This is a genomic window from Agromyces sp. ISL-38 (genome assembly GCF_018613935.1).
In the GTDB taxonomy this organism is placed as follows: Bacteria; Actinomycetota; Actinomycetes; order Actinomycetales; family Microbacteriaceae; genus Agromyces.
On the sequence record NZ_JAGGPF010000001.1, the window covers coordinates 295,907 to 316,539 of the forward strand.

Below are 20,633 nucleotides of genomic sequence, written 5' to 3' on the forward strand. Positions count from 1 at the left end.
GAGTGCATGCTGGACATATGGCAACGTACCGCCTGTCGACGTTCGTCGCGGCGCCGCCAGAGCGGGTCTTCGCGACCTGGACGGATCTCGACCGGTTGCATGAATGGATCGGCGGAGTCACCCGCGTGACCGACCGCGTCGGCTCGATCGACGAGGCCGGCAGCCGCTACACGGTGTGGTTCGGGCGGATGGCGAGCCCGACCGAGATCCTCGCGGTCGAGCGGCCTCGGCACATCCGCACCCGGTTCGGCAACGCGATCCTGAAGGGCGAGTCCGACGTGACGTTCGCGGCCGAGGGCGAGGGCACGCGCATCCACCAGGTGTTCGTGACCCGCGGGTTCGTGTCGGCGATCTTCGCGCGGCTCTTCGCGACGGGGTCGTATCGGGGCAGCTTCCGCGGCGAGCTGGAGGCGTTCCGTGAACTCGTCGAGCGCGAGGCGTCGGGGCCGGGGGCCCAGTAGCCGCTGGGCTAGGCCAGATCCACGACGGTCAGTCTTTGGCCAAGTTGCGTGGTCGCAACAGCGGGCAGAATCTCTACTTGTCAATTTGCCAAGTGCGTGACAACTCACCTGAGAACATGACAAGTTGCGTAAGAACCTACACTGAGGGCGCTCAGACCTGCACCATGTCGGCGAACCGCGAGAAGTGTCCGTGGAACGCGACCGTGATCGTGCGCGTCGGGCCATTCCTGTGCTTGGCCACGATGAGGTCGGCCTCGCCGGCGCGTGGGTTGTCACGCTCGTAGGCGCTCTCGCGGTGGAGCAGGATCACCATGTCGGCGTCTTGCTCGATCGAGCCCGACTCACGCAGGTCGGAGAGGGCGGGCAGCTTGTCGGCGCGCTGCTCGGGTCCACGGTTCAGCTGCGAGAGCGCGATAACGGGAACCTGCAGTTCCTTGGCGAGCAGCTTCAGCGCACGCGAGAACTCCGAGACCTCCTGCTGGCGGCTCTCGACTCGCTTGCCGCTCGTCATGAGCTGGAGGTAGTCGATCACGACCATCTTCAGGCCGACTCGTTGCTTGAGGCGCCGGCACTTCGCTCGGATCTCGACAAGCGTCATGTTCGGCGAGTCGTCGATGTAGAGCGGGGCATCGTTGATGCGCCCGCGCGTCGACGCGATCGTGGTCCAGTCGCGGGCGTCGACCGTGCCCTTGCGCATGCTCTGCAGGGGAACGGATGCCTCGGCGGCGAGCAGGCGCATGGCGATCTCGCTGCGCCCCATCTCGAGGGAGAAGAAGATCGTGGGCTGGTCGTTGCCGATCGCAGCAGCTCGAGCGAAGTCGAGCGCGAGCGTCGACTTGCCGAGTGCAGGGCGGGCGGCGACGATGATCATCTGGCCGGGGTGGAAGCCATTGGTGAGGTCGTCGAGGTCGGCGAAGCCCGTGGGGACTCCCGTGAACTTGCCGTCGGTGTGCTTAGCTGCCTCGATCTCGTCGATCGCGGCCGTCACCGCATCGGTGAGCGGAACGTAGTCTTCGCTCTCGACCGAGCCCGTGACCGAGTAGATCTCCGCCTGGGCGTTGTTCACGAGCTCTACGACCTCGCCCTCACCGGCATACCCCATCTGCACGATGCGAGTGCCCGCATCGACGAGGCGGCGCAGCAGCGCGCGCTCGGCCACGATGGAGGCGTAGTAGCCCGCGTTCGCCGCTGTGGGCACGAGGCTCGTGAGGGTGTGGAGGTACTCGACACCGCCGGCGCGCTGCAGTTCGCCGGTCTTCGTGAGCTCGTCGGTGACGGCGATGACGTCGGTGGGCTCGCCGTGCGAGTAGAGCGAGAGGATGGCGTTGAAGACGAGCTCGTGCTTCGGCACGTAGAAGTCGACGCCGCGGAGCGTCTCGACGACATCGGCGACGGCGTCTTTCGAGAGCATCATGCCACCGAGCGCGCTCTGCTCGGCCAGAAGGTCGTGCGGGGGAGTGCGTTCGCCGCCTCTGCGGGCTTCGCCGTCGTGTGGTTCGGCGAGCCCGATGTGAGCGATCGACAACTCGATGACCTCCGATTTCGACTCCGCCGGGCGAGCAACCCGCGCCCGCAACTCCAGTGTGGTCTGACCCTCTGACATGAGTGGCCGACCGGGTGGGAACCCGCTGATCGAAGGACGCTGCTTCACGATATGGAAGCGCTGCCAACACCACAAGCCAGCCTGTGGATAACTCTGGGGACAAACTGAGCGAAACGCCGGAGAAGGTGTGCACTCAGCCTGTGGAAAACTGTGGAATTCCAGCGAATTACACGGGTTGAATTCTGAAACGATCAGGTGTTCTATGTTTCCACACCTGTGTATGAAAAGTTCTTCAGAAGTCCACCCTCACGTGTCCCCCACCTGTGTACAACATCGTGGGAAACGCGAACGTGGACTTGCGCTCACCGGCGCCGCGGGTGTAGGCCTGAGGCGGATAGGAATGCGGTTCCGCACCGCTCACAGCACTCGCAGACTTCGCCGGCACGGGGGCCCCGAAGCTCCGTCGAAAGCGCCCGCAGACGCGGCCACCACGCACATCCGAAGGCTCCGTCGAACCGCCCGCCAGACGGCGCTTGCAGACAGCGGGAAGGTACCGAGAAGACGGCAGCCCACCTCTCACAGACGACGAAGCGGCGGCCCGAGCCGAAGCCCGGACCGCCGCCGTGTTCGTGCGTGCGAGTTACTTCGCCGCGACCACCTGGAGGGTGATCGTCGCCGAGACCTCGTCACGGAGGCGAACGGTCGCCTCGTGGTCGCCGGTCGCCTTGATGGGCGTCGGGATCTCGATCTTGCGCTTGTCGAGCTCGCCGAGTCCGGCGGCCGCGACGGCAGCCGCGACATCCGCTGTCTTCACCGAACCGAAGAGGCGCCCGCCGAGGCCGGCCTTGACCGCGAGGCGGACCCGGCTCCCCTCGAGCTTGGCCTTGAGGGCCTGCGCGTCTTCGAGCGAGTGCAGCTCACGAGCCGCGCGGGCTGCCTTGATCTGCTCGACCTGCTTCTCGCCACCTCGCGACCACGCCACTGCGAAGCCCTGGGGAACGAGGAAGTTGCGAGCGTAACCGCTCTTGACCTCGACAACGTCGCCGGCCGTGCCGAGGCCGGTGACCTCGTGCGTCAGAATTACCTTAGCCATTGTCGTGCTCCTTAACGGCCGGAGCCCGAGTAGGGCAGGAGGGCCATCTCACGCGCGTTCTTCACGGCGCGGGCGATGAGGCGCTGCTCCTGCACGGAGACACCGGTGATGCGACGGGCGCGGATCTTTCCACGCTCCGAGATGAACTTGCGAAGCGTCGCGACGTCTTTGTAGTCGATGACGCCGACCTTGATCGACTTCGCGGGGGCGGCGTTCTTCGCGCCCTTCCCGCGGGTCGGCTTGCGGCGATCGCCGCTGCTCTTTCCAGCCATTTCTGATCCTGTCTTGATGAGGTGCGGGTTGAGGAGGTCGCGCGGCGACCGTCTCGAAACCGCTGAGTACTAGAAGGGTGTCTCGTCGCCGAAGCTGGTGCCCGGGGTGTTCCAGACATCGCCGCCGGCGGAACCGCCCGATTGCGTCGCGGGAGCGCTCGGCGCCCACGGCTCGTCGGAACCGCCGCCGCCCCCGAAGGAGCCGGCAGCGCCGCCGCGGTTGGACGAAGCAGCACGCGTCACGGACGCGGTGGCGTAGCGCAGGCTCGGGCCGATCTCATCGACCTCGAGCTCCATGGTGGTGCGCTTCTCGCCTTCCTTCGTCTCGTAGGAACGCTGCTTGAGACGCCCGGAAGCGATGACCCGGGATCCCTTGGTGAGTGAACCGGCCACGTGCTCGGCGAATTCACGCCAGACGCTCGCGCGCAGGAACAACGCTTCACCGTCTTTCCACTCGTTCGCCTGACGGTCGAACGTACGGGGAGTGGATGCGATGGTGAAGTTGGCAACCGCCAGCCCGTTCTGCGTGTAACGCAGCTCGGGATCTGCAGTGAGGTTGCCCACCACGGTGATGATGGTCTCGCCGGCCATGGGGACTAGGCGTCCTTCTGGGCGGGGGCCTTGGCTGCGGCTGCAGCCTTCGCGCCGGCCTTGGCGGAAGCGGCGGCCTTCTTCGCGGCCTTCTCCTCCTGCGCCTTGGCGTGAGCGGCGACCTGGGCGATGGCCTCTTCAGCGCGGAGCACCTTGGTGCGCATGACCGCCTCGCTGAGGTTCAGCTGGCGGTCGAGCTCGTCGGTGGTCTTGGACTCAGCGGTGAAGTCGACGACGGCGTAGATGCCCTCGGCCTTCTTGTTGATCTCGTAAGCCAGACGACGACGTCCCCAGATGTCGACCTTGTCGACGGTGCCGCCATCATTTCGGATGACGTTGAGGAACTTGTCAAGGCTGGGAGCAACGGTGCGCTCATCGATCTCGGGATCGAGGATTACCATCAGCTCGTACTGGTGCATGACTAACCCACCTCCTTCGGACTAAAACGGCTACAGACTCTCTGCAGCAGGAGGGTTGTGCATACGTCGACCCGAGGAGGCCGCAACTGCGGCGCACGGGCAACCTGCCTATCGTAGCGGATGCCGCCCCGGCATGCCATTCCGTGCTGAGGATGCCTCGCTCGCCCGCCTGCACCACGCACATTCCCGCTCGTGCCCGACCGCTCAGTTCGGCCCAGACGCGAGCGCGTCACTCTCCGCCATTCGCTTGCCTTGCATCGGTGGATCCCGTCGCGAAATGACGTGCTCGATGCCTGACGCGAGGGAGCCCGGCCTCCTCGAGATGCTGTGCGAGCAGCCGCGGGCGGCGGGCGATCGACCACTCCCACCGCACCGCGAACGGCCGGTGTCGCCGGCGGATCCGGTCTTCTCGCCGCTTCTCTGCGATGACGATGTCGGCGATCGCCCGGCCCCGCGTGTACTCGCTCCGAAGGTACTTGCCATGTCCGTCGAACTCTCCGAAGAGCCCGAACTCCGGCCAGTCGAAGTCGACGATGTCGTCTCGGCCGTCGGGCCGTGGCATCCGCACCTGCAATCGTGGTGCCGGGAAGCCCAACAGGTGCATCTGTCCGCGGCTGAGCGATTCACCCACCGAGCCGGATGCTTGGTCGCCGAACGCGATCGCGGTGCGCGCCCCATGTCGCCCACGCGGGGATGCTCCGCACTCCAGTCGCTCGGTGAGTTCATCGCGGCTTGCGCCGCGCACCCACCCACCCGTGGGCAGCATCACCCGAGCCCGCATCCCGTAGTCCAGCGAGACCACCGCCCCGAGGAACGGCGTGACGCGTGCGAGGTCGACGAGCGTGCGTGTGAGGTCAGTGACGAACACACCCCCGATTTCGACCACTTCGGATGCCTCGAGCCGGTCTTGGTGCCATACGACGCCGTTGCGCGATCGAGGTCGGGTGCGCCCGACGTCGGCGAGGTGGACCGCATCCGGCCATCGGCCGAGGCGCGGGATGCCCCAGATCGCCGCGGCCGACTCGCGGCAGAGCACGGGAGGCGCCGATCGGGTGGTGACCACCGCACGTATCAGCGCTCGATACCGCTCGAGCGAAGACGTCGCGTGCCACTCCCTCGCGTCAGTGAACGCACCAGCCCGGACACGCACCACCCCGTCGCCGGAGGCCGTCCGGCGCTGCAGGGTCCGGGCTGACCGCCCAGTGGGTGCTCGGGTGAACTCCACGTCGAGGGGAGGCGCGTCAGGATCGAAGAGACTCATCTGGCAAGCGTCGACGCATCGGCACGACGGACACGACGACCCTTCCCTACCTGTACGCGCCCACATCCATTCGCAGCCTGTGGAGGCCGAGTGCTGGCGCGTCGGCCGCCATCGCAGCGGCGAACGCGTCACTTCTCGCCAAACTGCACAGCTGGAGAGCCATCCGTGGCGGGAATTGACGCGCTCGAAAGAGGCGAGCCCGCCCGACCGCCTACCCGCGGACCTCGATCTGCACCGGGAACTCGTTTTCGACGCTGCCGTCCTTCGGGCTCAGGTTGTACGCCACGACGTCGTACAGCCCCGGCGGAAGGTCGGCTGGCAGCGTCATGCTCGAGCTGAAGTTCGAGTGCTCGCAGCACGCGTCCGCAAGCACCGGCAGGGTGACGACCGCCGTGCCCGACGCGTCTCGCACGTCGACATTGAGCGCGGCTTCGAAGACCGCGGCCAGGCCCGTCAGCAGAATGAGGCCTCCGGGCTCGTACACCTGGCCGCACGTGGGGCTCGTGAGGAAGATCGTCGGTCGATCGGGCGCGATGGTGATCGGGACCTCGACGACGTCGATCATCGAACCGTCCTTGGCGCTGTGCGCATACGCCCGGAGCGTGACGCGCAGGTCGTTCACTTCCGGAGGAAAGGCGAGCGTGCCCTCCCACGTGCCCGGCGTGCCGCTTCCCGACGTCGCCGTGAGCTGGCGCACGCAGGCCAGCGCGCCCCCATCGTCCACGGCATCGATGGTCAGGGCGGCCTCGAAGGTGTTCGCCTCGCCGCTCACCGTGAACGGAACCGAGACGGTCTCACCCTCGGCCGGGCTCGTGATCGAGATCGCCGGAGCCGCCGTCGTCTCAGGCGCACTCGTGGTCGGGGCACCGGTGGGCGACCGCGTCGGCGACTGGCTGAGCCCCGGTGAGCACGACGTCAGCGCCGCCGCGGCGACGAGGGCCGCGAGCGCCAGCGTGCCTCGAATGAACATGCGCGGGGTCGCCTTCACTCCTGCTCCGAGCGTACTCCCGCGAGTGCGGGGTGCACCTGCCGATCGCGCATCGTTGCGGGGAAGTGATCCCGCGAAGCCGCTAGGGGCGTGCGCCCCGAGTCGCCCACCACTCACGCAGGCGCTCGGCTGCGGCATCCGCACCGATCGGGCCCTCGTCGAGCCTCACCTCGAGCAGGAAGCGGTAGGCCTCGCCCACGACGGGGCCGGGCGGCACGTCGAGCAGCGCCATGATCTGCTCGCCGTCGAGCTCGGGGCGCACCGCGGCGAGCTCCTCCTCTTCGGCGAGCACGCCGATGCGCGCCTCGAGGTCGTCGTACGCGAATCCGAGCCGATCGGCCTTGCGCCGGTTGCGGGTCGTGACGTCGGCCCGAGTCAGGATGTGCAGGCGTTCGAGCTGCTCGCCGGCGTCGCGAACGTAGCGGCGCACGGCAGAGTCGCTCCACGCGGCATCCGCGTACCCGAAGAACCGCAGGTGCAGCTCGATGAGCCGTGAGACGGCGGCGATCGTGTCGTTGTCGAAGCGCAGGTCGCGCAGGCGCTTGCGTGCGAGCTTCGCGCCGACGACGTCGTGGTGGTGGAACGAGACCACGCCGCCCGGCTCGAGCCGCCGGGTGGCCGGCTTGCCGATGTCGTGCATCAGCGCCGCGAGGCGCACGATGAGGTCGGGGGAGTCGAGGTTGCCGCGCGAGACCTCGTAGTCGATCGCCTGGTCGAGCACCGTGAGGCTGTGCTCGTAGACGTCTTTGTGATGGTGGTGCTCGTCGATCTCGAGGCTGAGCGCCGGCAGTTCGGGCAGCACCCGCTCGGCGAGGCCCGATTCCACCAGCAGACGGATGCCGCCGCGGGGCGATCCTGTGAGGAGCAGCTTCGACAGCTCATCGCGCACTCGCTCGGCCGAGATGCGTTCGATCGCACCGGCGAGGGCCGACATCGCCGCGCGGGTGTCGTCGTCGAGCGTGAACCCGAGTTGCGACGAGAACCGGGCGGCTCGCAGCATCCGCAGCGGATCGTCGCCGAACGACTGCTCGGGGGTCGCAGGCGTGCGAAGGACTCCGGCGACGAGGTCTTCGACGCCACCCGAGGGATCGACGAGGGTCAGTTGCGGCAATCGCAGGGCGAGCGCGTTGACGGTGAAGTCGCGGCGGGTGAGATCGCCCTCGAGGCTCGAGCCGAAGACGACCTCGGGCTTGCGGGAGGCACCGTCGTATGAATCGGCACGGTAGGTGGTGATCTCGACGGTCTCGCCGGCGATCTTCGCGCCGATCGTGCCGAACGCTCGCCCGATGTCCCAATGGGCTTCGGCGATGGGCTTCACGATCGCGAGGATCTCGTCGGGCGTCGCGTCGGTCGTGAAGTCGAGGTCGCTCACCGCCCGGCCGAGGAATGCGTCGCGCACCGGGCCGCCGACGAGGGCGAGCTCGTGACCACCGGCTTCGAACGCCGCGGCGAGTCGGGCGACGGTCGGCGAAGCAGCCAGCTCGCCGAGCCGATCGAGTGCCGCAGCGACAGTCTGCATGCTCCCTATGTTAAGCGGCACGCGCGGCCCGCCTCGTGACGGTGACGTAGTGGGCGGCGGGCTCCGGGTGGGCTCTGGGCCGGTTCCGGGCGGGCCCCTGGGCCGCTTCGGGCCGGCTCCGGCGTGGGTGTGGGAGGTCGGCGAGCTGCTGCTTCCGCCTCGGTGGCGCCCGCGACGCCAGCCTGTGGATGGCCTGTGGACGTCGAGCGGGCGCCCCAGTGGCACGCAATAGAATCGCCTGCATGGTGGCCGAGTCGAACCCTGCGCGTCGACACCACCGCCGACCGCAGCGGGCCACGGATGCCGCGGCGTCTGGCATCTCGAGCCCCACGTCGGCCCGCCTCTCGACCAACAGCTCGCCTCGCTCGCGCCGCCGGCGAGTCGCCCTCATCGGGCTCGCCGCAGCGGCCGCTGTCGCCGTTGCCGCGGCGCCCCTCGCCGCGAACGCGGGGGCGAGCCTCGAAGCCGAGTTCCCGTTCGTCTCCGTGCACGACGCCGGCGTCTCACTCATCGGCACAGCGTCATCGAGCGACGGCACGGTGCGTGCACCGCAGCGCGCGGGCCAAGCCGCGTCCACCGAAGCCGCATCCACCGACGACGGCGGCATCGCGATGCGCGTCGCCCCGATGATCGCCACGACACTCACGCCCGGAGCCCCCCTCGCGGTCTCGGTCGAGATCGAGAACACGACGGCGCAGTCCATTGCCGCTGCCACCGTGCGGCTCACGCGGTCGGCCCATGCGATCGACGAGGTTCCCGAGATCGACGCGTGGGTCGCAGCAACGGCTGCCAACGAGTCGGGCGCATCCGACTCATCCGGCTCGGCAGAGGTGGTGCTCGGCGAGGCCGAGGCCCGCTCGCTCTCGGCCGGATCCGTCACGTCCGTCTCCTTCACGCTTCCGCCGGCGGCGCTCGACGGCGTCACCGAGGCGCCGATCATCGGGCTCGGCGCCGAGCTCCTCGTCGACGGCGTCGTCGTCGCCTCTGGCGCCGACGTCTTCGCGAACGCGAACGCACCGGCGGGTGCCCCGCTGTCACTCGCCCTCGCGTATCCCCTCACGGTGCCCGCCGGCACCACAGGCCTGCTCGACGCCGAACAGCTCGAGACCTGGACGAGCCCCCTCGGGCTGCTGACCCGCCAGCTCGACGCCGTGGCCAATCGCTCGGTGGCGATCGCGATCGATCCCCGCATCATCGCGTCGATCCGTGCCCTCGGCACGACCGCCCCCGCCACCGCCACCGCTTGGCTCGACCGGCTCCGCGGCGTGACCAACGAAGTATTCCCCCTCGCGTATGCCGACGCCGACCTTGCCGTTCAGGCTCAACTCGGACTCGCGGGCATCCTCTCGCCCACCTCGTTCTCCGACGCGATGGACCCCGCGAACTTCACGGGTGGCGACGGCGACCAGGACGCCGATGAAGGTGAGGTTCAAGGCGAGGGCGACGATGCCGGCGCCACCGAGGGCGACGATGACACGGATGCCACGGCCGAACCCTCGCCCGCCCCCGGCGAGGTTCCGACCACCGAGGCCCTCCTCGACTGGCCGTACACGCGTTCCGACATCGCGTGGCCTGCCGACGACACCGTCGCCGCCGGTGATCTCGAGTTCCTCGATGCCGCCGGGCTCACGACGACGATCCTCGCGCCGGGCAACGTGGAGCCGGCCGCAGAAGGGGCGAACGCGGCGTCGACGATCAACGGCTCGAGCGCGGTGGTCGCCCACGAGCGACTGACCGCGCCGTTGCGCGCCGCATCCGTCGCGGTGACCGACATCGAATGGCGCTCGGCGACCGGCCGGCTCATCGCCGAGCTCGCCCTGGGCGCTGGCGAGCGCACCCAGCCGACCACGGTGCTCGCCACGTTCGATCGCGGTGCCGGCGTTCAGGCCAGCCGCGTGTCGGCAACGATCGACGAGCTCGCCACGGTCGGCTGGTCGCAGCCTGTGGGCCTCTCCGCTGCGATCGGCGCCTCGCCGACCGACCGAGCACTCACGAGCCTGCCCGAGTCCGACGTCCGCCGCTCGAACGTCGATCGAGTAGTGCGCACCGAAGCGGAGATCACCGCGTTCGCAACGGTACTCGCCGACGAGCGCTTGCTCAGCGGCCCGACGCGCCGCAACCTCCTCGCGCTGCTCGACGTCTCCTGGATCGACGACGAGGAGGCGTGGCACAGTGCCGTCGGCGACTGGTTGCTCGCACAGAGCGACACCCTCGGAGCCGTCTCGGTCGTGCCGAGCAGCCCGATCAACGTCGTCTCGAGCGAGACGGGCGTGCCCACGACCGTGCTGAACGCGCTGCCCTACCCCGTCACCATCGTCGTCGACGTCGATCCTTCGAACGGGCGGCTGATCGTCGGCGAACGGGTCGAGGCGACCATCGAGGCGGAGTCCCGCAGCACCGTGCGCGTGCCCGTCGCAGCGGGCGTCGGCAGCGGCGAGGTCTCGCTCTCCGTCACCCTCAGCTCGCCGACGGGGGTTCCGATCGGCAGCCCCGTGGTCATCCCCGCGAACGTCCAGGCCGATTGGGAGGGACTCGGCGCAGCCGTGCTCGGCATCGTCGTCGTACTGGTCTTCGGCGTCGGCATCTGGCGCAACATCACCCGTCGCCGGCGGCAGCGTGCCGAGATGGCCGAATCGGATGCCGCTGCCGACGGCCCTGCCGACGCTCCCATGCCGCCAGCGGCATCCGACTCCGACACCTCTGCGTCGACATCTGACGTGACCACCGGCTCGCCGGCTTCGGAGCCGCGCGATGACTGACGACCGCATCGGCCGCGCGAGCGCCCTCCTCGCCTCAGGCACGATCGTCTCGCGCGTTCTCGGGTTCGTGAAGACCGCGCTGCTCGCGGCGGTCATCGGCGCGAGTGGCGCCGGATCCAACGCATTCGCGGCGGCCAACCAGTTGCCCAACACGATCTACGTCGTGGTGGCCGGCGGTGTGCTGAGTGCCGTGCTGGTGCCGCTCATCGTGCGGTCCGCCGCGCATGCCGACGGCGGCTCCGCCTACATCAACAAGATCATCACGCTCGGGTTCACGATTCTCGCGGGTGCCGCCCTGATCGCCACGCTGCTGACACCGGTACTCACGCTGCTCATCGGTTCGCGAATGAGCCCAGGCGTGTTCAGCCTCGCGGTCGCGTTCGGGTACTGGTGTCTTCCGCAGATCTTCTTCTACGGCATGTACTCGCTCCTCGGCGAGGTGCTGAACGCCCGCCGTGTGTTCGGTCCGTTCACGTGGGTTCCCGTACTCAACAACGTGGTAGGCCTGGCCGGGCTGGCGGCGTTCGCGCTCATCGTCGGCGCCGACCCCAACGGTCTCCGCTCGGCGGGCGAGTGGAGCGTGGGCATGATCGTGCTCCTCGCCGGCAGCGCGACGTTGGGCGTGGCGAGCCAGGCGCTCATCCTGTTCTGGTTCTGGCGACGCGCCGGACTGCGCTACCGCCCTGACTTCCAGTGGCGCGGCGTCGGACTCCGGTCGACCGCCGGGGTGGCCGGCTGGACCTTCGGAATGCTGTTGCTCACGACCGTCGCGGGATTCGTCGAGACATCCGTGGTCGGGGTGTCGGCATCCGTTTCCGATGAGGCCTCGGTGTACGCGTTGCAGACCGCGTGGCTCATCTTCATGCTGCCGCACTCGGTGATCACGGTGTCGATCGCGACCGCCTACTTCACTCGCATGAGCGAGCACGCAGCGGTCGGCGCCATCGACAAGGTGCGAGCCGACCTCTCGAGCGCCGTACGCGGAGTCGGGGTCATCATCATCGTCGCGGCTGCGGTGCTCATCGTCTGCGCCTACCTGTTCGCGAGGGTCTTCACCGAGGTCGAACCGCTCGTGTGGTCGTTCGGCAACGTCATCATCGCCTACGTCATCGGGCTCATCGGGTTCAGCGTGCTCTTCATCGTCCAGCGCACGTACTACTCGCTCGGCGACACGAAGACGCCGTTCATCTTCACGCTCGTGCAGGTCATCCTCTTCATCGCCGGCGCGCTCGCCTGCATCGCGCTTCCGAGCTCCTGGGTCGCGTTCGGCATCGCCCTCGTCACGACGCTCGCCGGCGCAGTGCAGCTCACCGTCGCCGTCGTGCTGTTGCGCAGGCGCCTCGGACCGCTCGATGGCCGCCGCATCGCGATCACCTTCGCGAGGTCCCTGGTTGCGCTCGTCATTCCCGTGTTCGCCGGGGTGTCGTTGCTCGTGGCGCTCGGGGGCACTCAGGCCGCAGGATTCGCGCTCTCGAGCAAGTTGAGCGCGATCGTCTCCATGGCGATCATCGCAACGGTGATGACCCTGCTGTACTTCGCCGGCCTCTGGTTGCTCCGCTCGCCCGAGTTCCGGGGCTTCGCCGCGCCGGTGCTGGCTCGACTTCGCCGCCGCTGAGCGGGTACGAGTCATTCGCGATGCACCCACCGCTCTCCACCCGCGTGCGCTCCGCGACGCGGAATAGGCGGCACCTAGACTGTGTTCACCATGTCGTGGCCTCCGGAGATCAGCGGATGCCACGTGATAGGCGAGAGCACTAGGGAGTCAGCGTTGCGCGACATCATCATCATCGGTTCTGGACCGGCCGGTTACTCTGCCGCGATCTATGCCGCGCGCGCCGAGCTGAAGCCGCTGCTCATCGCGAGCTCGGTCGAGGTCGGCGGCGAGCTCATGAACACGACAGAGGTCGAGAACTTCCCGGGCTTCCCCGAAGGCATCATGGGCCCAGACCTGATGGCGAAACTGCAGGCGCAAGCCGAGCGCTTCGGCACGGAGGTCGTCTACGACGACGTCGTGTCGCTGGAGCTCAACGGCCCGGTCAAGCGCGTGAAGCTCGGCAACGGCGATGAGCACGAAGCCGCGACCGTCATCTACGCCACCGGCTCCGCCTACCGCAAGCTCGGCCTTGCCGAAGAGGAAGTGCTCTCGGGGCACGGCCTTTCGTGGTGCGCGACGTGCGACGGCTTCTTCTTCCGTCAGAAGACCATCGCGGTGGTCGGCGGCGGCGACTCGGCGATGGAGGAGGCGACGTTCCTCACGCGATTCGCTGACAAGGTGTATGTGATCCACCGCCGCGACACCCTCAAGGCCTCCAAGATCATGCAGCAGCGTGCGTTCGACAACGACAAGATCGAGTTCATCTGGAATGCCGAGATCGCGGCGATCCATGGCGCCACCGCCGTCACCGGCGTGACGCTGCGCGACACGGTCACCGGCGAGGAGCGCGGGCTCGACCTCGACGGCCTCTTCGTCGCCGTCGGCAACGATCCCCGCACCCACCTCGTGCACGGGAAGCTCGACCTGACGCCTGAGGGCACGATCGCCGTCGAGGGCCGCAGCTCACGAACCTCCGTGCCGGGCGTTTTCGCCGCCGGAGATGTCATCGACCCGTACTACCGCCAGGCCATCACGGCCGCCGGATCCGGTGCGGCCGCCGCGCTCGACGCGGAGCACTACCTGGCCGCACTCGGCAACCCGGCAGCGGCAGAGGCCGTGCTCGAGACCGAATTCGCCGTCGTCAACTGACCGACGCGACATCCGCTTCCACCAAAAGGAGAATGCAATGACTGCACGCGCAGTGACCGAGGCCACCTTCGAGCAGGAGGTCCTCAAGAACGACAAGGCCGTCCTCGTGGACTTCTGGGCCGAGTGGTGCGGCCCGTGTCGCGCCGTGAGCCCGATCCTCGACCAGATCGCGACCGAGCACTCCGAGAAGCTCGACATCGTGAAGCTCAACGTCGACGAGAACCCCGGGCTCGCGATGAAGTATCAGATCACTGCGATCCCCGCGTTCAAGGTGTTCCAGGCAGGCGAGGTCGTGAAGACCGTCATCGGCGCCAAGCCGAAGCCTGCTCTCGAAGCCGACCTCGCCGCCTACATCTCGTAGTCGGTTGGTCTCGAAGACCCGTCCGGCTCACGCCGGGCGGGTCTTTCGCATTCCCACACCCAACTAGCATGGAAATCCTGAGCAGAACGGAAAAGCTGTGACTTCTGACGGCGTCCCCCAGCGGACCGGCAACAATCTCGACCCCTGGTACGCGAACTACGCCGAGCGAGCCGCCGGGCTCGCTGCCTCAGAAGTCCGAGCCCTCTTCGCCGTTGCTTCCCGCCCCGAGGTCGTCTCGCTCGCCGGTGGAATGCCCTTCGTGTCGGCGCTGCCGCACGACCTCATCTCCTCGGCGATGGAGCGAGTGATGCGAGAGCAGGGCGCGGTCGCCCTGCAATACGGCTCTGGTCAGGGGATTCCCCAGCTTCGAGAGCACATCCTCGAGGTCATGGCCCTTGAGGGGATCCGCGGCACGGTCGACAACGTCGTGACCGCCACCGGATCGCAACAGGCCCTCGACCTCGTGGCGAAACTCTTCATCGACCCGGGCGACGTCATCCTCGCGGAATCGCCGAGCTACGTCGGCGCGCTCGGCGTGTTCCGGTCGTACCAAGCCAACGTCGTGCACGTGGCGATGGACGAGAACGGGTTGATTCCCGAGGCGTTGCGGCAGACGATCGCCCACCTTCGTGGTCAAGGCCGACGCATCAAGTTCCTCTACACGATCCCGAACTTCCACAATCCCGCCGGTGTGACGCTCTCTGCTGAGCGGCGCCCCGAAATCCTCGAGATCTGCCGTTCCAACGAGATCCTCGTCCTCGAGGACAACCCCTACGGGCTCCTGCATTTCGATGAGCCCGCCCCGAACGCGTTGCGCTCGCTCGATGAGGACCGGGTGATCTACCTCGGCTCCTTCTCGAAGACGCTCGCGCCCGGTTTCCGTGTGGGATGGGCGCTTGCGCCGCACGCGATCCGCGAGAAGCTCATCCTCGCTGCGGAGTCCGCGATCCTCTCGCCGAGCTCGTTCAGCCAACTCGTGGTCTCGGAGTACCTCTCTACTGCCGATTGGCGCGGCCAGATCGACACGTTCCGTGGGGTCTACCGCGAGCGGAAGGACGCGATGATCGAGGCACTGGGGGAGTACCTGCCGCAGCTGAGCTGGACGAACCCCAACGGCGGGTTCTACGTGTGGGTCACGATGCCCGACGTGCTCGACTCCAAGCAGATGCTGCCACGCGCCGTGAAGGAGCTCGTGGCCTACACCCCTGGCACTGCCTTCTTCGCCGACGGCCGCGGTCGTCATGCGATGCGTCTCTCGTTCTGTTATCCGACGCCGGATGCCATCAGGCTCGGCATCCGTCGGCTTGCGACCGTTGTGAACGGGGAGCTCGACCTGCTCGACACCTTCGCCGGCACGGGGTCGCTGCAACTCCCGCAGGGCAATGGCTACGACTCTGCTCCGCCTTCCGACCTCAAGTAGGAGAAACCCCAGATCATGAGCGATTCCAACGCGCTGCACGTCGTCGTTCTCGCGGGAGGCATCTCGCATGAGCGCGATGTCTCGCTTCGTTCCGGGCGACGCGTCGCCGATGCCCTCACCGCGGCAGGCCACCGCGTGGTGTTGCGTGACCCGGATGCCGGACTGCTGCCGTTCCTCGCGAACGAACGTCCCGACGTGGTCTTCCCCGCCCTGCACGGCTCGAGCGGTGAAGACGGGTCGCTGCTCGAACTCCTCGCTGCGCTCGGCGTTCCGACTGTCGGATCATCGGGCGCCGCCGCTCGGCGGGCGTGGTCGAAGCCGGTCGCGAGTTCCCTGGTCGCCGAAGCGGGCCTCGCCGTGCCCGAATCGATCGTCCTCTCACATGAGGCGTTCCGTGAGCTCGGCGCATCGAGCGTGCTGAAGGTGGTGCGCTCAGCCCTTGAGGGCGACCTCGTCGTGAAGCCGGCCTCCGGTGGGTCGGCGCAGGGTGTGACGATCGTCGACGATCCGAACAACCTGCCCCGCGCCATGGTGGAGGCATTCACCTATGCCGAGGTCGCGGTCGTCGAGCGCCGGATCTTCGGCACCGAAGTCGCCGTCGGCGTCATCGACACCGGCGCCGGCCCTGAAGTGCTTCCCGTGGTCGAGATCGAGCCCATTGCCGGCGTCTACAGTTTCCAAGCCCGCTACAACGCGGGGGAGACCACGTTCTATGCGCCGTCTCGTCTCGACGAGACGGCGGTGTCGGCGGTATCGGATGCCGCGGTGCTGGCGCATCGCACGCTGGGGCTCCGCGACCTCTCGCGCGTCGACTTCATGGTGGATGCCGACGGTCGCCCGTGGTTCCTCGAGGCGAACGTGTTGCCGGGTCTCACTGAGACGTCGCTCGTACCGCTCGCGATCGCAGCCTCGGGAACCGACTCGGCGAGCGTGTACGACGGACTCGTGCGAACGGCGATCGCCCGTTCACAGGGCTGATCCCCGCCGGCCGGCCGCGCACCGCATTCTTCTCTGTGCGCAGATCGGCTTGGGCGCTCGGTCGAGCGACCCCGGTGCGTCGGGGTGAGGCTGTCAGACGCCTTCGAGTTCCTCGCCGAGCTCCGAGAGAATACGCCGCAGGTCTTGAACCGTTGCGAAATCGATGCTGATCTGTCCTTTTCGAGCGCCAATCGCAATCTTGACGCGAGTGTTCAGGCGATCTCCGAGGCGCGACGACAGGTCGTCGAGGAAGTCCTGCCGCTTCCCGGCGGCAGGTTTCGTGCGCGACGGCTTGGGCGCGCTGGTCGCGATCGCCTCTGCGGCACGCACTGAGAGCTCTTCGTTCACGATCTTGTCGGCGAAGCGCTGCATCTCGCTGGGATCGCCGAGTGAGAGGATCGCCCTCGCATGCCCGGCGCTCAGCACTCCGGCGGCGACGCGCAGTTGCACGGCCTCGGGCAGCTTCAGGAGGCGCAGGGTGTTCGAGATCTGAGGCCTGGATCGTCCGATGCGCGTAGCGAGCTCTTCCTGCGTGATGCCGAAATCGGCGAGCAGTTGCTGGTAGGCCGAAGCTTCTTCGAGCGGGTTGAGCTGCGACCGGTGCAGGTTCTCGAGTAGCGCGTCGCGAAGCATGGCCTCGTTCGCGGTGTCCTTGACGACTGCTGGAATCGTATCGAGGCCAGCCTCCTTCGTCGCGCGTAGGCGACGCTCACCCATGACGAGCTCGTACTTCCCCGTAAGGTCGGGGTGAGGTCGCACGACGATCGGCTGGAGCACACCGAATTCACGGATGCTGTGCACGAGTTCAGCGAGGTCATCGGGATCGAAGTTGTTTCGCGGCTGCTGCGCATTCGGCAGGATATCGTTCGGATCGAGTCGCGCCAGGCGAGCACCCGGTACCGTCAACAGCCCCTCGGCTTCCGCGGCCTGTTCGACCGCCGCCATCGCGGTCGCCGTGGTCTCCGCCCCCGGGAAGAAGACATCGACTGGGCGTGCTGGGTGCCGATTCGCGTCATCGCCGCCCGGGATAAGTGCACCGATGCCTCGGCCGAGTCCGGTTCGCTTCGTTGCTGCCATCAGTGTGACTCCTCGGGGTTCGAAACGCTCCGCCGAGCGATCTCAGCGGCCGCCTCTCGGTATGACAGCGATCCGCTCGACGCGTAGTCGTAGCTGATCACGCTCTGCCCATAGCTGGGCGCCTCGGAAACCCGCACCGAGCGGGGAATGATCGTTTCGAGGGTTTGGGTGGGGAAGTGGTCGCGCACCTCTTGGGCGACCTGCTGCGCGAGGTTGGTACGCGAGTCGTACATCGTCAGCAGGATTGTCGAGAGTCGAAGCTCGGGGTTGAGGTGCTTCTCGATGAGCTCGATGTTGCTGAGGAGTTGGGAGAGTCCCTCGAGTGCGTAGTACTCGCACTGGATCGGGATGAGCACCTCGCGAGCGGCGACGAAGGCGTTGATCGTCAGGAGCCCCAGCGATGGTGGGCAGTCGATGAAGACGTAGTCGTACGGCTTCTCCATCGAAGCGAGATGCGCGTCGAGTGCTCGTCGGAGACGCTGTTCGCGTGCGACGAGTGACACGAGTTCGATCTCGGCGCCGGCGAGGTGGATCGTCGCGGGCACGCAATCGAGCCGCTCGTGCTCAGTCGAAGGCTGAACGACTTCTCCCAGGGACAGATCGGAGACCAGCACCTCGTAGACACTCTGTCGTTCGGACCGGTGGTCGACGCCGAGCGCCGTCGAGGCGTTTCCCTGCGGGTCGAGGTCGACGACGAGCACGCGAGCGCCGGATCGGGCGAGCGCCGCAGCGAGGTTCACCGCACTGGTGGTCTTCCCGACACCGCCCTTCTGATTCGAGATCGTGAAGATTCGCGTTGCCGGGGGGAGCGGGAGTACCGCCTCATCGAGCGCGATGCGACGTCGCGTCTCATCGGCAAGTTCGTAGGCCAGGGGAGTTCCTCCGTAGTCGAGGGATGTTTCACGTGAAACATCACGTTCATGGGGTGCGGTCGGGGCAATGATCGGGGTGATCGATGGGGCCGCAGTGCCAATCGGCTCGTGGGGTATATCGTCGACCGCTTCAGCTGTGATGTCCACTACTTCGGGCGCCGAAGCACCCTCGCCGGCGCTGACCATCGAGCGTGAACCGTACTCGGCTGCAGGGAAAGCTGCATAGGGCATCCCCGAGGCATCGCGGACCTGTTCCTCATTGCGGCCGTGAACCACCGATTCGGCTTGCCCGCTCAGTTCGGCTTGCCCGCTCAGTTCGGCTTGCCCGCTCAGTTCGGCCTGCCCGCTCAGTTCGGCCTGCCCGCCCGCTTTCGCGTGCCCAGGCAGTTCGGCGTACCCGCCCACCTCGGCCTGCCCACGCAGTTCGGCTTGCCCTCCCGCTTCTGGATGGTCATCCAGTTCGGCGTACCCGCCCACCTCGGCCTGCCCACGCAGTTCGGCTTGCCCGCCCGCTTCTGGATGGTCATCCAGTTCGGCGCGCTCACCCACTCCGGGATACTCGCCCGATGCGGGGTGCCCACCCACTTCGGGCTGCCCGCCTGCTTCCGGGTGCCCGCCCGCTTCCGGGTGATCAACCGAACCGGGACGCTCGCCCGCTCCGGGCTCCGCGAGCGCAGGTGTTGAAGCAGATGTCAACTGCGGGCCGGGCCAGGAATCGTCACCGCCGAACGCAAGCGATCGTGCCTCGGCTTCGTGCTCCGGCCCTGCTCCCGCAGCGGGTGCAGATTCCGGCTGGGTCTGCCGAGCTTCTGGGCGCGGTGCACCAAGTGACGAGACCGTGTCGGCGGCGGCATCGCCGACGATCTCGCGAATGATGTCTTCAAGGAGGCGGTCGGCGTTCGATTGAGGATGGACATCTGCAGAGGTCGTCGGGTGCCCGTGCACCGGTTCCTCATCCAAGGCAGCGGCAGTCGCGGCGTCCCAATCGATGCCTGAAGTGAGCACCGGACTCGCTGGCGTGGATCCTTGGTCGGATGCGACGGGGTCGGAACTGACTCCGTCGGGCGTGCGATCCGAGCTGCTCGGCGCCGACCATGTGGGAACCACCTGGGCGGCTGATGCTGCGCGATGCTTCTCTTCCTGTTCCCGCGGCCGCGGAGTCTGATCAACCGACGTGCTTTCGAATGGGCGCGCCGAGTCCAGTCGATCACCGTCTGCTCGAGGTGCGATCGGTTCGCCGTGATTCACCGGCCCCGCATCCACTGTCGGCATGGAGTCGCGGCCGGCCAGCTGGCCCACCTCATCGAAGCGGCGTACCTCGGGACTCCATTGCTGGAGATCATCGTCGTCGAAGGCAGGGTCTGGTGAAGCGGTCTCGCGAAGCTCATGACCAGTTCTCGCATGGATCGTGCCATCAGCGTGCTCGTCGGGGTTCGGCTGGGAGCGCTTGCGATGAAACCATCCGCGTCCCCCGACCTTTGCCATGCCGACTACTCCAAATCGCTGCGCGTTTGCATCATTCCCAGTTCGTTCCCGCCTGGGTCGATCCGAGAGTCCAGCCTAACCGGCCCCATCGACACACATGCGTGTTCCGACTGACTGGCGGGACATTTCCATCACCCGCGCGTTGTAGAGGACGACTGCTGTGCGAGCCGACCAGTTCTCTCTCTTCGACCGGCGGGAAAGGGGTCCCACAGGCGTCCAGATGGTGCGGGGGAGGGCAGCATTTCGAAGTCGGGGCGCGCAATCGCCTCGTCCAAGACCCACGAGGCTTGAGGTTCCACCCACCACTGCCGCCGTTTCACGTGAAACGCGTGGACATGAGAATCCACGGGAAGCCGCAGGGTGATTTGGGGCGTCAACGATGCGGCGGAGCGGCCGGTAGCTGGTGTAACCCGAGAGTGGAATGTGGGTTCGCCTCGAGCTTGCGCAGCGAGGCAGCTGCCCCGAGCCCGAACAGACCACGATGGGACAGAAGGCCTGAACAGAGATCGGGCACCGAAAATACCTCATACGAGTTGCCGTCGACGGGCCCGTGGGACCCAACCAACAGTGTCCCGATGTGGGGGACCAAGGAAGAAGGGCTGTTTCACGTGAACCCACGGGGCACAAACCGGACGACCAGGTCCCCGTTCATGTTTCACGTGAAACGTCTACTCACGCAATGACGGGTCGGGTGAAGGCGACCCATCCGACTACGTTTCACGTGAAACATCGGGCTCCGAGTTGGGGACACAGACCAGCTCGCTATTCCCCTGACACCGAGGCCAGGCCGC

The 20,633-nt window shown here is 67.2% G+C and carries 18 protein-coding genes; 8 read left to right on the top strand and 10 right to left on the bottom strand.

Annotated features, from left to right (window positions below; all coding sequences use genetic code 11):
• Positions 1-17 precede the first annotated feature (17 nt).
• Positions 18-461 (top strand): SRPBCC domain-containing protein, encoded by a 444-nt coding sequence (locus tag J7E25_RS01420; protein ID WP_214867232.1) that lies wholly within the window; start codon positions 18-20, stop codon positions 459-461.
• 151 nt (positions 462-612) lie between these two features.
• On the opposite strand, the gene dnaB is transcribed toward J7E25_RS01420, so the two are convergent.
• The 8 genes from dnaB to J7E25_RS01460 all read right to left on the bottom strand — a co-directional run bounded on the left by dnaB (position 613) and on the right by J7E25_RS01460 (position 8,147).
• Positions 613-1,986, bottom strand: coding sequence for a replicative DNA helicase (gene dnaB, locus J7E25_RS01425; RefSeq protein WP_214867234.1), 1,374 nt, complete (start codon positions 1,984-1,986; stop codon positions 613-615).
• Positions 1,987-2,644: 658 nt separating this feature from the next.
• Positions 2,645-3,097 (bottom strand): 50S ribosomal protein L9, encoded by a 453-nt coding sequence (gene rplI / locus J7E25_RS01430; protein WP_214867236.1) that lies wholly within the window; start codon positions 3,095-3,097, stop codon positions 2,645-2,647.
• A gap of 11 nt (positions 3,098-3,108) precedes the next feature.
• Complete coding sequence (rpsR, locus tag J7E25_RS01435; protein WP_022892391.1) at positions 3,109-3,369, bottom strand: 30S ribosomal protein S18; 261 nt, start codon at positions 3,367-3,369, stop codon at positions 3,109-3,111.
• A gap of 69 nt (positions 3,370-3,438) precedes the next feature.
• Positions 3,439-3,960, bottom strand: coding sequence for a single-stranded DNA-binding protein (locus J7E25_RS01440; protein WP_214867238.1), 522 nt, complete (start codon positions 3,958-3,960; stop codon positions 3,439-3,441).
• A 5-nt stretch (positions 3,961-3,965) separates the two neighbouring features.
• Positions 3,966-4,379 (bottom strand): 30S ribosomal protein S6, encoded by a 414-nt coding sequence (gene rpsF / locus J7E25_RS01445; protein ID WP_214867240.1) that lies wholly within the window; start codon positions 4,377-4,379, stop codon positions 3,966-3,968.
• Between the two features lie 229 nt (positions 4,380-4,608).
• Positions 4,609-5,442 carry a hypothetical protein gene (locus tag J7E25_RS01450; protein WP_214867242.1) on the bottom strand — a complete coding sequence of 278 codons (834 nt, stop codon included), beginning with the start codon at positions 5,440-5,442 and terminating at the stop codon, positions 4,609-4,611.
• A gap of 409 nt (positions 5,443-5,851) precedes the next feature.
• Positions 5,852-6,628: a Gmad2 immunoglobulin-like domain-containing protein gene (locus tag J7E25_RS01455; RefSeq protein ID WP_214867244.1), complete on the bottom strand. Its 777-nt coding sequence runs from the start codon at positions 6,626-6,628 to the stop codon at positions 5,852-5,854.
• Positions 6,629-6,710: 82 nt separating this feature from the next.
• A complete protein-coding gene (locus J7E25_RS01460) occupies positions 6,711-8,147 on the bottom strand; it encodes a CCA tRNA nucleotidyltransferase (protein WP_214867246.1) in 1,437 nt (478 codons plus the stop codon).
• Positions 8,148-8,389: 242 nt separating this feature from the next.
• On the opposite strand from J7E25_RS01460, the gene J7E25_RS01465 reads away from it, so the two are divergent.
• From J7E25_RS01465 to J7E25_RS01490, 6 genes are all read left to right on the top strand, one after another.
• Positions 8,390-10,906, top strand: a complete 2,517-nt coding sequence (locus J7E25_RS01465; RefSeq protein WP_214867247.1) for a DUF6049 family protein — start codon at positions 8,390-8,392, stop codon at positions 10,904-10,906.
• Positions 10,899-12,521 (top strand): murein biosynthesis integral membrane protein MurJ, encoded by a 1,623-nt coding sequence (murJ, locus tag J7E25_RS01470; protein WP_214867249.1) that lies wholly within the window; start codon positions 10,899-10,901, stop codon positions 12,519-12,521. The genes J7E25_RS01465 and murJ overlap by 8 nt, the downstream gene beginning before the upstream one ends.
• Positions 12,522-12,674: 153 nt before the next feature.
• The gene (gene trxB / locus J7E25_RS01475; protein WP_214867251.1) at positions 12,675-13,649 is read left to right on the top strand and encodes a thioredoxin-disulfide reductase; all 975 of its coding nucleotides are present in this window, start codon (positions 12,675-12,677) and stop codon (positions 13,647-13,649) included.
• Positions 13,650-13,686: 37 nt separating this feature from the next.
• The gene (gene trxA, locus J7E25_RS01480; RefSeq protein ID WP_129520392.1) at positions 13,687-14,010 is read left to right on the top strand and encodes a thioredoxin; all 324 of its coding nucleotides are present in this window, start codon (positions 13,687-13,689) and stop codon (positions 14,008-14,010) included.
• Between the two features lie 97 nt (positions 14,011-14,107).
• Positions 14,108-15,430, top strand: coding sequence for a PLP-dependent aminotransferase family protein (locus J7E25_RS01485; RefSeq protein ID WP_214867253.1), 1,323 nt, complete (start codon positions 14,108-14,110; stop codon positions 15,428-15,430).
• Between the two features lie 15 nt (positions 15,431-15,445).
• Positions 15,446-16,408, top strand: coding sequence for a D-alanine--D-alanine ligase (locus J7E25_RS01490; RefSeq protein WP_214867255.1), 963 nt, complete (start codon positions 15,446-15,448; stop codon positions 16,406-16,408).
• Between the two features lie 93 nt (positions 16,409-16,501).
• On the opposite strand, the gene J7E25_RS01495 is transcribed toward J7E25_RS01490, so the two are convergent.
• Together J7E25_RS01495 and J7E25_RS01500 are read right to left on the bottom strand one after the other, a co-directional pair.
• On the bottom strand, positions 16,502-17,485 hold the full coding sequence (locus J7E25_RS01495; protein ID WP_214867257.1) for a ParB/RepB/Spo0J family partition protein: 984 nt from the start codon (positions 17,483-17,485) through the stop codon (positions 16,502-16,504).
• Positions 17,485-18,543 carry an AAA family ATPase gene (locus tag J7E25_RS01500; RefSeq protein ID WP_214867259.1) on the bottom strand — a complete coding sequence of 353 codons (1,059 nt, stop codon included), beginning with the start codon at positions 18,541-18,543 and terminating at the stop codon, positions 17,485-17,487. The genes J7E25_RS01495 and J7E25_RS01500 overlap by 1 nt, the downstream gene beginning before the upstream one ends.
• Before the next feature lie 81 nt (positions 18,544-18,624).
• Here J7E25_RS01500 and J7E25_RS01505 point away from each other — a divergent pair, with 81 nt between their 5' ends.
• Positions 18,625-19,041: a hypothetical protein gene (locus J7E25_RS01505; RefSeq protein ID WP_214867261.1), complete on the top strand. Its 417-nt coding sequence runs from the start codon at positions 18,625-18,627 to the stop codon at positions 19,039-19,041.
• The last annotated feature ends 1,592 nt before the right edge of the window (positions 19,042-20,633 follow it).